The sequence below is a fragment of the Acidiphilium sp. AL genome (genome assembly GCF_025499445.1).
In the GTDB taxonomy this organism is placed as follows: Bacteria; Pseudomonadota; Alphaproteobacteria; order Acetobacterales; family Acetobacteraceae; genus Acidiphilium; species Acidiphilium iwatense.
Window position 1 is genome coordinate 1 of record NZ_JAIMBZ010000066.1, and the last position, 11,529, is coordinate 11,529.

Here is an 11,529-nt window from a genome sequence, read left to right on the forward strand (position 1 = left end):
TTGGCAAGAGATTTCGGCGGCGCGCAACAATCGGAATCGGAACCGGGCCGCCAGGATTCCTTCCGGAATGCCGACAGGCCTCAATCGATTCTTCGGCTAAATGGCGCCTGCGGCCTCAAAATGAGGGGAGACATGAGATGCGCTTCTGTATATTTCTGGGTCTTTATTCTGATCTCGAGAGGAAAAGTATCTCCGTAGAACAGGAGACAAATCGGCGGCGAATGTGTTTAGTTCAAGTTTGGATCCTATTAGAGCTGCGCCACCCCCTTGGTTAAATGGCCGCTTAAAGTTGACGAGCTTTAGTGATGCACTGGTGCTTCCCGCGATGCGTTCTAATTCTGCGTTACCCATCAGCCCTTGTAGTTGCCGCAGAAGCTTGCTGCCCAAGAGCAAATCAGAGATTTTCCCGTTCAAGTCTGGTTTGCTGTCCCAGCGCCCAGCGAGAAGGTCTAGCCCATTGGTTGCGAGAATCAATTCACAAGGATTTATCTTAGCCGGATATCGCCTATTCAACATATGGGCATAGAGAGAAGCTTCCTCCCAGGCTTCGGTGACTGGGACAGATGGAGCCTTCACCTCAATTACGACTACCGGAAGTGAAAGCACATATATACCAAAGTCAGGTATATATGCCTTCCGCAATTTTGCACCTTTCCCGATGTCGAACGCCGTCAAAAATTCCTTGCTTCTGACGCTAGCCGTGAAGATGCCGAGATACTCTGACTTAGTCAGTAGAGGAAGTACAACTTGGGTCTCAACGTCCGCTTCGGAAGCGTCCGCGGCTAGCACGTCCAGGCTCATCAGTGCCTCCCAATGTTCATTTGAACCCCTCGCTGCTTCCGACGTTAAGCACCGTGGTTCGCCATATCCTTACATGCTTTGCTCGACGTTTCGCTAGCCTGTCCATCGAGTCGCATGATTTTATCGTTCAAACACGGATAAGTGGAATCTTACGCACCTCGGCTCCAGACATGTGGACGGCGCCTTGGTGTCCCGAGGCGCCCTCAGATGAACGGCTGCTTCCGGGCCCATCTCCCGACCCCGGAAACGACCGTAACGGGCGCAATCACGCCGGAACTGGCGGTTCGAGACGGAATGACCGCTCTTCATGCTATCTTTCCGGCCACGATTATGCTCCGGGCAAGCGGGCAAACGGATCATGCACCGGCACGCCCAGTGGCTCAAAATGCCGCAGGTTGCGGGTCAGGATTGTCAGCCCGTGGTGCTGCGCGGTGGCGGCGATGATGATGTCGGCGAAGCCGGGCGCATGGCCTTGGCCTCGAGCGCGGTCTGATAGACTGCCGGCGAGGCAAGCGGTGGCAAGGTCGAAGGGCAGGATGCGGGCTGCGTAGAGGTGCAGCACGGTTTCCAGCCAGGCGGTTAGATCTCGGACTTTGCGGGTTGCCCCCTCACGCTTGGCCTTGGCGATGCCGTCCTCAATTTCGGCGATGGTGACGGTGGAGAGGAATAATTCAGCCGAATGGGTGTCCATCCAGGCGGCCAGATCGGGCAGGGGAACGCGCGAGGGTGCGCGCGCGGAGATGACATTGGTGTCGACGAGATACAAGGATCAGAGGCCGCTATCACGGAGCGAGGAAGGATTGCGCGGCGGCAGATCGCCCGCATCGAGAGGTGCCGCCATCAGCAATTGGCCGAAAGAGGGCACATGCGAGAGCCGCTGCCATTCCGCGAAACTCAATACCACTGCCTCGGGCTTGCCGTGACGGGTGATGATGGCGGGCTCGCCGCGCACGGCATCGTCAACCACGGCAGACAGGCTGGCTTTGGCGTCACGAAGTTGGATTTCCCGCATGGCGGCCTCCGAACGAATTGGAACTACAGTAGTCATATTTAGGACCGTGTGCGGAGATGGGCAAGGATAATGTTCCGCCCGGCGGCTCATTAGGCGCTGCTGGCAGGCGGAACTGGAGGTTATTGAACCGGTGCTGAAGGCACGGCGGGGGATATCGGGTCGGTCCAGACCGGCATGAAGCAGTAATGCCGCCCATCGGCGTCTTGCTGCATGGATTTGCGGCAGGCGGCCATGGCGGTGGCGCCATCGTTATCCTGCATCAGCTGCCCCCAGGCGATGGCCTCGGCCGGGCTGGCTTTCATGGCGGCGGGGATGATGTGTGCGGCGATTTCTGCCTGGAACCGGCCGTCATTCAACCCGGCGGCATAGGTGAATAGGCTGGGCACCAGGATGGCCAGCGCCAATGCCAGACCCAGGGCCACGATGCTGCGGATGCGCAGGGTGGTGATTTTTAGCCGCATGGTGCGGTCGGCGGCATTGGCCAGTTGCGGGGTGAGCTGTTTAACGATGTCCATGCCCGAGGCATGCACCCGGTCGATGGCTTCATTCGCGATGGCGCCGGTCTGGGTTTTCAGCGTGTTGGCGATATTGATCTGGGTGGCCTCGCTGGCCTGGTAGAGGTCACTCAGCGCGCCGACGCATAACGCCAGGGCCTGCAATTGTTCAGCGAGCGGGTCGCTTTTCAGGGCGGCGGCAGCGGCGGCGCGGCGCAGGACCATCTGGGCGTCGGCGATCTGCTCGTGCAGGGCCTCACGGCGGGAGGCGGGGCTTATGGGATCCATGATCTGACCCCGGCGAAGCGGCGGTCCATGGCGTCCAGCCAGACGCGGACGCGGGCGGCGTCGAACAGGCCGAGCGGCGGATTGATGGTGCCATCGCGCGCGGCGGCAAAACTGCATTGCCGGCTTTCCACGGCCTCAGCTGCGTGTAGCCGGGGCATCCACAGCTTCACACATTCTGCTGCCAAGCTGCCATAGGCGCTGGACGTGACCAGCCGGGCGAAGGCTCGCTCACGTGTTGAGCCGGGTTCAATGCCATATTCGTTGAGCACCAGGGCCTGTGCTGTTGGCGTGAAGCCGCGGGCGGCCAAAGTGAGGGCAGGGAGGAGATCTTCGGGCTGCGGGCCGGTGAGGTGGAACATCACCGGCGCCATGCCGGCGGCCTCGATATGGGTCGCTAGGCCCGGCATTTCGGCGGCAAGCGAGCGCAGGGTGGTATCGCCGCCGCCCAGGTCGATGAAGGCGGATTGCCGCGCGGTGATGCAATGCTCGATCAACTCCTGCAGCCAGGCGGTGACGCCAGCAGGGTTGTCGGTGTCCGGCCGGGCGACATCGGCGAAATAGGCGGAGAAGGTGGCGTTGCTGGGGTCGACATCGGCCAAGATCGGTGAGCCGCCATTGCGGATGGACGTTTCGGTGAGCCAGCGGAGCAGGGTGGTCTTGCCGGTTTTGCCACGTCCGGCGGCGAAGATGATTTTGGCGCGGCCGGTAATGTCGATACCCAGCTCGATGTCGGGCTCGGGCTCCTTGGGCGGTGCCAGGCTGACGATGTCGGCGCGCTGGCCGGTGAATTTCGTGGCGCTGGGGCGATAGGGCGTGGCGCCTGATGGCTTGGTTGGAGTGGCGGGCGTTTGCGGTTTGTCTTCGGGCATCAGCTTGGCTCCTTGGGTTCAGATGGGCCGAATGTCAGGCGGGGTGTGTGGGCGGCTTCCGCCGGGGTTGATCCACCTGGCGCGGGTGATGATTCCGGGATGCGGAATGAGGCGGGCTTGAAGCGGGGCGCCGCGGCGACCGATTGCGGCGCGGGCATGCTGAGCGCAGATGGCTGAATTGGTGGCAGGTCCGCTTGAGCAACCGTACCGGGCGGTATGGCAGTTTGGGCCGTTGGCTGTGCTTCGGGTTTTAGCTGCCGTTGTCTGTAGCCTTTGAGGGGCATGAGCGCTCGTGACAGCTCGCTGCGCAGCCTCTTGTCGGTCCAGGGTGTGCCGGTTCGATAGGTGATGCCGACCTTGGTCAGGGCTGCGCCGACCGCGGCCCATGACCATTCGCCATGCACGAGCGAGCGGAGCAGCTCATGGTGCTGACGCAGCCACGGGCGCATAATATCGCCTTCCCGCCAGAGCGGGCGGAAGATTTCGGCTAGGGCTTCGATGTCGGCATCAGTCGGTCTGCGCTTGAGCGACATGAACAGTCTTTCAAAAATAGCGGCGGGAGTTTCACTATTTTTGACGCTGCGGGCAATCTTCCGAATCGGAAGTAGGAGATTGTGGATTGCTCAATCGCTGGTGCAATCAATCGCTCATTGGCTAGCTCAATCGCTATCACAATGGCAATCTTATTGGCCTGCTCAATGGCTGGCGCAATGGCTATCTCTAATCTCGTCGGTCTGGTGTGGTATCGGGTTATGTTTCTACGACAGACCAAGGAATGCTAGCGCATTCGGGGGCGGTGGTGTCATGGGCGTCAGACGATGATGTTTGCCGCTGACGATGGCGTAATAACGACCGCAAGCAGCACCGCAACATTGTGGCTAACAAGCGATTATTCCTTGCCATCAAACATTACCGATGTTTCAATTTACGTAACCATTCGTAACGCGGTAGTGCAATTTTGCGTTGTCTCCAGATTAAGCGGGAGGCTTGGGATGATTGCCGGAGCAGATGATGGCTACGAAGAGATCGTGACGCAGATTGGCGAGGCAGAGAGCCTTACGGCCATGCAGAAGATCGCGGTCAGCATTTGCAAGGCCTACCATCTGGCGAACATTGCCTATCACGCGCTGTATATTCCCGGCGCGAAGGTTTTTAATCCGATCCTGATGCTGACCTATGACCCAGGCTGGATCACCCGCTATAAGGACAATGATTACTTTAAAATCGACCCGGTGGTTGTGTGCGGCACGAAGAGTTTTTTGCCGCTGGATTGGGCGCATCTTGACCGCGAGAGCGCCGTCGCGCGCGGCTTCTTCGCGGAGGCAGACGGGTTTGATGTCGGCAGGCAAGGCATAACGCTGCCGGTGCGAGGGGCTGGCGGCGAGCGCGCGTTGTTCACGGTGACCGCCAATATGTCGGTGAGAGAATGGGAGCAGCGCCGGGTCGGCTATATGCGAGAATTCCAGATGATCGGGCATTACATGCATGACCGGATCGTGGAATTATCCGGCTATCGCGACGGCGAACCGAAGCCGGTGTTATCACCACGCGAGATGACGTGCCTGGAGTTTGCGGCACGGGGCGCGACCGTGAAACAGATCGCCGCCCGCTTGCGCATTACCGACCGGGCCGTTCGATTGTTTTTGACCTCCGGCTGCGCCAAGCTGTGTTGTACCACGATCCCTCAGGCGGTCGCCAAGACTGTCTCGCTCGAAATGTTGCGCCCATAGGCGAGCGATTGTCGAGGCAGCAGCAACCAATACTGATAAATTCTCGATAGGCTGAAGGAACGCTCTTTCAGCTCATGTGGCAGGGCGATTTGCGTTGTCCTGCGCGTGGGTAACGGCCGATATCCAGGCAAAACTTTTATCAAGTGCGCGATTGAGGAAGCCTGTCAAGATTCCGATTCGGAAGATTGCGGCCTGAACAATCCGGCTTGTAAACATGACTCCGCCGCGCTGGAGACGCTCAAACCTCTTCCGCAGGTGGCGCTGAGATTTGTCAGCCATGATTTTTCAAGAACCCAAGCGGAGCGCAAATGATCATAAATTTGAGCCAGGATGACAGGGTCGAGCACGCCGCATTATTTGAGCAGATGTTCCAGTCCCGCGCGGCGGTCTTTCATGAGCGCCTGGGCTGGGATGTAATGGTCAAAAACGGTCGCGAGATGGATCGCTATGATGAGGAGGCCGACCCGGTCTATCTCCTCGCGGTCGATGATGAGCAGCGCGTGCGCGGTTCTTTACGGCTGCTCGCCACCACCGGGTCGACGATGCTGCAAAGTGAATTCAAGCATTTCTTCGATGATGACGTGGATGTGGCGGCACCCGCGATCTGGGAATGCACGCGGTTTTGCGTGCCGCCGGTTCTGGGCAAGACCACACAGGATGTGGGCACCGTCTCCGCCGAGTTGCTGATCGGCCTGTGCGAACTTTGCCTCGCGTCAGGCATCGAATTTGTCGTCGGTGTTTATGACACACCGATGACCCGCATCTACGCGCGGATCGGCTGGAGCCCGCAGCCTTTGGCACGGGCGCGGAAGGAGATTGGGAATATAACCGCCGGTATCTGGGAGGCAACGCCGACGGCGCTGTCATCCATGCGTCAACGCTTGTCCGTCCGGATGAGCGGGCGGCGGGTTCTGGTGGCGTAGATGGCCGGGCGGCGGGCCAAATTCCATGGAGATTGGCTCGCCGCCGGACTGGCGTGCCTGATTGGATTGCGTCCGGCGCCAGTCTCCGCCGCGACCTTATCGGATGCGGATTTTGCCACTCTCGCGGCGCGTTGCGCGCCAGGTGTGCCGGAATGGGTTCTGCGCGGTGTTGCCCGCACGGAGAGTGATTTTCATCCATGGATGCTGCACGATAACAGCACCCATGCCAGTGTCAGCCCGGCGAGCTTGGCTGCCGCCGAGGCCGAGGCGGCCGCGTGGGTGGCCGAGGGGCATTCCGTCGATCTGGGCCTGATGCAAATCAACGCCGCCAATTTGCCGGCGCTGGGGATGACTATACGCGCGGCGCTCGATCCTTACGCGCGGCGCTCGATCCTTGTGCGTCACTGGCGGGCGGTGCGGCGGTGTTGCGGGCGGCTTACGGCGCTGGGCCGGTTGATGCCGGGCAGCAGGCCGCCCTGCTCATGGCGTTGTCGATCTACAATACCGGCTCACCGCTCAAAGGGATCATGAACGGTTACGCAAGGAGGGTGATGCGCCACGCCGATGAGGCGGCATCGCCCCTTCCCGCGGCACAGCTGCCGTCCGTCCCCGCTCCAGACATGCCGCCCGCCTGGAATGTCTCGGCCACCGGCAATTACGCGCAGGCCCATGGCGCGCCCTGGCTGGTGCCGCTGGGGCTGGATGGGACCGGGCTAAGCGCTGCCGCGGCCGATGAAGCCGGTTCCCCACGCCAACGATGAGGTCGCCATGATGAACATGATCGCGCCGATGGTCTTTGCGCAGGCGCAGAGGTTACGCCTGACCAGATTTTGGCCTGTGGCCGCCCGACCGTGGTCCGTGGCGCTGCTGGCGGCTATGCTGGGCCTTCCGGCGCTTGCTTACGCCCAGACCGTCTCGGGCGGGGCCAGCCCGCAGACGATGATCAACAATGTCTGCACCTTCATCCTGGGGCCGTTCGGCGAGACGATCGCCGTGCTCGGGATTATCGGCATCGGGTTTCTCTTCATGTTCGGCCGGGCGTCGCTGGGAGTTATCGCCGGCATTATCGGTGGCATCGTGATCATGTTCGGTGCCTCCTATCTCGGCCAGACCCTGACCGGGGGCGGCTGACGTGGAACCGCTCGACGTTGATACGCTGTACCTCGCGGCGACGAGACCCGCGATGTTCATGGGGGTGCCGCTCAGCCTGGGGGCCATGTTGCTCATGCTGGCAGGGTTGATCGTCGTGCTGTTCAAGAACCCGCTTTACCTGGTGATCATGGCACCGCTCTGGCTGGCGGCGCGGGAGCTGGTGGCGCGGGATTACAACGCCGTCGGCGTCGTGCTGCTGTATTTGCGCACCGCGGGCCGGTCGGTGGACAGCAAGAGATGGGGCGGTGCTTCGATGTCACCGGCGCCGGTTCGTGGCCAGCGTCGTGGCCGGGGGATGCTCGATGTGGGGGAATAGCGCCCGCGCCGAGCGCGCCGCCACACCTTACCTGCCCTATATCGGGCATAGCGGGCCGCAGACCGTTCTGCTGGAAAGCGGGGCGCTGCTGACGATGGCGAATGTCGAGGGACAGGCATTCGAGCTGGCCGATCATGCCGTGCGCAACGCCCGGCTGCGACTGCTCAATACGACCTATCGCAATCTCGCGGACGATAATGTCACCATCCATACGCATCTGGTGCGCCATGCCGATCTGGAGGCAGTACCCATCCGCCGGTTCCGTTCCGGCTTTGCCGAGGCGTTGGATGCCGCCTATCGGGACAAGGTGCTGGCTGGCCGGCTATACCGGAATGATTACTTTGTTACCCTGGTGGTCTCGCCGCGCAGCCCGTTCGGCACCGGCATGGCCAGAAGGTGGGCGCGGCTGGGGCGGAAAACCCCTGAGATTCCGGACGGGCTGGCGCGAGAGTTAGAGGACCAATGGCTTGTTATGGCCAATGGGCTGGAAGGGTTCAGAGTCCGGCGCCTCGGGGTGTATGAGCGGGGTGGCGTCGCCTTCTCGGAAATCGCCGAGGCGCTGCGGCTGATCATCACCGGTCGGCCGCTGCCGGTGCCAATTGTCTCCGGGCATCTGGGTGATTCGATTTACACTGATCGCGTCATTTGCGGGCGGCGGGGGATAGAAATTCGCGCGCCGGACAAGAGCCTGTTCGGGACGATTTTCTCCTTCCGGGAATATCCGGCGAAGACAAGGCCTGGGGTGTTGAACACGCTGCTCTCCGTGCCGTTCCCCATCGTGCTGGCGCAATCCTTCGCCTTCGTTACCCGCGCCCAGGCACAGGACCGGCTGTCCCTGAAATCCGCCCAGATGCTGGGGGCGCAGGACAAGGCGGTCAGCCAGATCGCCGGGCTGGAGGAAGCGGCGGATGCCCTGGCCTCCAATGAATTCGTCATGGGCGCGCATCATTTCTCGCTGGCGGTGTATGGCGACAGCCTCGCGGCGGTGGAGGAGCACGCTGGCCGGGCGCGCGGGCGGTTGGCCGATGCGGGGGCGGTGGTGGTCGAGGAGCGGTTGGGGCTGGAAGCTGCCTTCTGGTCGCAACTGCCGGGCAATCTTGAATGGCGCACGCGGCCCGGGGCGATCAACTCCCGCAATTTTGCGGGGCTGTCCAGCTTCGACAATTTCCCGGCGGGCGATGCCGCCGGCCATTGGGGGCCACCGATTGCCCGGTTCAGGACGGATGGCGGGACCGCCTATGATTACGTGCCGCACGTCGCCGATGTGGCGATGACGATCATCTTCGGGCCGATTGGCTCCGGCAAGACCGCGCTGCTGATGTTTCTGCTCGCGATGTTCGAACAATCCATGGTCCAAACCGTGGAGGACGCGGCCAACTCGGCACGCCGGGCCGGTTCGGTCGTGTTTTTCGACAAGGACCGGGGCGGCGAATTGCTGGTCCGTGCCACTGGCGGCACCTATCTCGAATTGCGGCGTGGCGAGGCCTCGGGCCTGGTGCCGCTGCGCGGACTCCAAAACACCGAAGCCGATCGGGATTTTTTGCGCGGCTGGGTCATCGCCCTGGTGCAGAGCGACGGCAAAGGCGGGCTTACGCCTGAGGAGGAGAAGCGCCTGGAACGCGCCATCGCCCGGCAGATGAGCATGCCGGAAGATCTCCGCTCATTGGCGGGTTTGCGGGAATTCCTCGGCCATGCCGACCCGATGGGGCTGGGGCCTCGCCTCGAGAAATGGTGCCGGGGCAATGCGCTGGGCTGGGCGTTTGATGGCGCGCGGGACGAGGTGCGCCTCGATGAGGCGATCACCGGCGTCGATATGACGCAGCTGCTCGAACATGATGAGGTTTGCGCGCCGGCCGGGGCTTATCTGCTCTACCGGGTGACGCAAATCCTCGATGGCCGCCGGGTGGTGCTCAGCATCGATGAATTCCGCTTCTACCTCAAAAACCCGCAATTTGCCGCCGTGGTTGATAATCTGCTGCTCACTGTGCGCAAGAGCAATGGCGCGGTGTTCCTGGCGCTGCAGATGCCCGAGCATATTCTGGAGAGCCCGTTGGGGCCTTCGATCGTGGCGCAGTGTCAGACAAAGATCATGTTCCCGTCGCCGACGGCGGACCGGGCCGTTTATATCGACGGGCTTAAATGCACCGAGGGCGAATATCGCGCCGTGCGGGAGGAGATGGCGGTCGGCAAGCGCCGCTTCCTGCTCAAGCGCGAGAAGGCCAGTGTGATCTGTGAATTCGATCTCGGGCAAATGCGCGATTATGTCGCCATCCTTTCCGGCCGGGCGAACACAGTGCGCTTTGCTGAAAAGCTACGCCAGGAGTTGGGCGATGAGCCTGCACAATGGCTGCCGGAATTTTTACGTTCTTACCATGACGCCAAGGACTGACGGGAGGATTTCATGAAACCAGCCCTGTTTGCATGCGTGCTTGTGAGCGCCGGGGTGATGCTCGAGTTCGGCATGGCGCCAAACGCCGCTGCACAGATGGCGGTGATCGACAGCGCCAATCTGGGGCAAAACATCCAGACCGCGGCACAGTCGGTCATCGCGGTCGAGCAGCTCAAGGCGCAACTCGCCCAGCTCGAGCAGACCTATCAGATGTTCACCAATTCTACGAACATTCTGGGTATGGCGGCGGGAATGGAGAACCTGTCCATCGAAAACCCGATGCCCATGGCGAATGCGATGGCGGGGCTGGTCGGGGGATCGACGGCGCCATCAGGTGCGGCGGCAAGCTATTTCAATCAGAACCATGTCTATACGCCGACGGATAGCTCCGCCGCGAGCTCACAGCTGAATGCCAACGGGAATGCCATCGCCAATATCGAGGGCATCGCATCGACCAATCTCGCGGCGATTCAACAGCGCATGCAGGAATTGCCCAATCTGGAATCAGATTTGAGCGCCGCGACGTCGATAACGCAGGTCGATGCGATCAATGGCCGCATCGCGGCGGAATCGCAATTCGTGCAGGCGCAGCAGGCGCAGGCTCAGAATCTCCAGGTGTTGGCGAATGAGCAGGCACTATCGCAGCAACAGCAGCAGCAAGAACAATTCGATAAGGACCAGATCAATCTTGTTGGTGAATTGCAGGCCGATGCGGCTGCGAATGGAGGGCAGTAATGATGTACCCATCCCGATTGCAGATAATTATTGGCGCTGTAGTTATCATTGCGGCGGGCGGCGTGACGATCGGCATTGATTATGACATGCGCCTGTCAGGCAACGCCATATCCGGGCAGGCGGGTATATCTGCTCCCGCTGCCGCCGTGCACACAGCCAGCTGGTATGTTGCACATCCCGCGATCGCGAAGCGCGATGAAACAAATTGTGGCGATAACGCTGCCTCAATATCTCCCGCCGCTTGCCAGAATATTGAATCGGCCGAGGAGCAATTGCTTGCCGATGAACTGCATCAGGCGGCCATGTCGAATAGCGCTAAAGCAAAACCAAACGCCGCTCAGGCACCATGAGGTAGAAAATGGCCAGTGCTGACAATTACGCGCCGTTTTACACGTTTGATCAGATCATCCAGGCGCCGTTCACCAGCAGCCTCGAGACAACCGTCAATGCGGCAATGTCCGCTGTGCAGGGGCCACTGACCGCGCTGGTCGTGCTGTGGATCATTGTCACGGGTATTCTGGTGATGCGCGGCGATGTCGGTGTTCGCCAGGGGATCAGCAGGATCATAGCCATCAGTCTGGTGATGGGCATTTTAATGTCCACGACACTCTATGACCAATATATCGTGAGTTTCTTCACTGTGGGACTACCGAATTATTTTGCATCGTCATTCCTGGGTGTGACGCTCATGTCTCCCCTCATTTTGAGGCCGCAGGCGCCATTTAGCCGAAGAATCGATTGAGGCCTGTCGGCATTCCGGAAGGAATCCTGGCGGCCCGGTTCCGATTCCGATTGTTGCGCGCCGCCGAAATCTCTTGCC

The 11,529-nt window shown here is 60.9% G+C and carries 15 protein-coding genes; 9 read left to right on the forward strand and 6 right to left on the reverse strand.

What is annotated here, in order from left to right; all coding sequences use genetic code 11:
• Positions 1–96: 96 nt before the first annotated feature.
• The 6 genes from AiwAL_RS18890 to AiwAL_RS18915 form a co-directional block, all read right to left on the reverse strand.
• A complete protein-coding gene (locus AiwAL_RS18890; protein ID WP_262313341.1) occupies positions 97–801 on the reverse strand; it encodes a type I restriction endonuclease in 705 nt (234 codons plus the stop codon).
• Between the two features lie 328 nt (positions 802–1,129).
• A complete protein-coding gene (locus AiwAL_RS18895; RefSeq protein WP_262313342.1) occupies positions 1,130–1,567 on the reverse strand; it encodes a type II toxin-antitoxin system VapC family toxin in 438 nt (145 codons plus the stop codon).
• Between the two features lie 3 nt (positions 1,568–1,570).
• Positions 1,571–1,813, reverse strand: coding sequence for a type II toxin-antitoxin system Phd/YefM family antitoxin (locus AiwAL_RS18900; protein ID WP_262313343.1), 243 nt, complete (start codon positions 1,811–1,813; stop codon positions 1,571–1,573).
• Between the two features lie 119 nt (positions 1,814–1,932).
• On the reverse strand, positions 1,933–2,595 hold the full coding sequence (locus AiwAL_RS18905; protein ID WP_262313344.1) for a hypothetical protein: 663 nt from the start codon (positions 2,593–2,595) through the stop codon (positions 1,933–1,935).
• Entirely contained in the window at positions 2,583–3,464 is an 882-nt protein-coding gene (locus AiwAL_RS18910; protein WP_262313345.1) for a hypothetical protein, read from the reverse strand. Before AiwAL_RS18910 ends, AiwAL_RS18905 begins: the two co-directional genes overlap by 13 nt.
• Positions 3,464–3,997 carry a hypothetical protein gene (locus tag AiwAL_RS18915; RefSeq protein WP_262313346.1) on the reverse strand — a complete coding sequence of 178 codons (534 nt, stop codon included), beginning with the start codon at positions 3,995–3,997 and terminating at the stop codon, positions 3,464–3,466. Before AiwAL_RS18915 ends, AiwAL_RS18910 begins: the two co-directional genes overlap by 1 nt.
• Positions 3,998–4,282: 285 nt before the next feature.
• Here AiwAL_RS18915 and AiwAL_RS18920 point away from each other — a divergent pair, with 285 nt between their 5' ends.
• The 9 genes from AiwAL_RS18920 to AiwAL_RS18960 all read left to right on the forward strand — a co-directional run bounded on the left by AiwAL_RS18920 (position 4,283) and on the right by AiwAL_RS18960 (position 11,451).
• Positions 4,283–5,194 (forward strand): LuxR family transcriptional regulator, encoded by a 912-nt coding sequence (locus AiwAL_RS18920; RefSeq protein ID WP_262313347.1) that lies wholly within the window; start codon positions 4,283–4,285, stop codon positions 5,192–5,194.
• A 320-nt stretch (positions 5,195–5,514) separates the two neighbouring features.
• Positions 5,515–6,117: an acyl-homoserine-lactone synthase gene (locus tag AiwAL_RS18925; protein ID WP_262313348.1), complete on the forward strand. Its 603-nt coding sequence runs from the start codon at positions 5,515–5,517 to the stop codon at positions 6,115–6,117.
• Positions 6,118–6,648: a transglycosylase SLT domain-containing protein gene (locus tag AiwAL_RS18930; protein WP_262313349.1), complete on the forward strand. Its 531-nt coding sequence runs from the start codon at positions 6,118–6,120 to the stop codon at positions 6,646–6,648.
• Between the two features lie 237 nt (positions 6,649–6,885).
• Positions 6,886–7,248, forward strand: a complete 363-nt coding sequence (virB2, locus tag AiwAL_RS18935) for a pilin major subunit VirB2 (RefSeq protein ID WP_262313350.1) — start codon at positions 6,886–6,888, stop codon at positions 7,246–7,248.
• A gap of 1 nt (position 7,249) precedes the next feature.
• Entirely contained in the window at positions 7,250–7,585 is a 336-nt protein-coding gene (locus AiwAL_RS18940) for a type IV secretion system protein VirB3 (RefSeq protein ID WP_262313351.1), read from the forward strand.
• Entirely contained in the window at positions 7,572–9,974 is a 2,403-nt protein-coding gene (locus AiwAL_RS18945; protein WP_262313352.1) for a VirB4 family type IV secretion/conjugal transfer ATPase, read from the forward strand. Before AiwAL_RS18940 ends, AiwAL_RS18945 begins: the two co-directional genes overlap by 14 nt.
• Positions 9,975–9,986: 12 nt before the next feature.
• A complete protein-coding gene (locus AiwAL_RS18950) occupies positions 9,987–10,709 on the forward strand; it encodes a type IV secretion system protein (protein WP_262313353.1) in 723 nt (240 codons plus the stop codon).
• Positions 10,709–11,059 (forward strand): hypothetical protein, encoded by a 351-nt coding sequence (locus AiwAL_RS18955; RefSeq protein WP_262313354.1) that lies wholly within the window; start codon positions 10,709–10,711, stop codon positions 11,057–11,059. The genes AiwAL_RS18950 and AiwAL_RS18955 overlap by 1 nt, the downstream gene beginning before the upstream one ends.
• Before the next feature lie 8 nt (positions 11,060–11,067).
• A complete protein-coding gene (locus AiwAL_RS18960) occupies positions 11,068–11,451 on the forward strand; it encodes a hypothetical protein (protein WP_262313355.1) in 384 nt (127 codons plus the stop codon).
• The last annotated feature ends 78 nt before the right edge of the window (positions 11,452–11,529 follow it).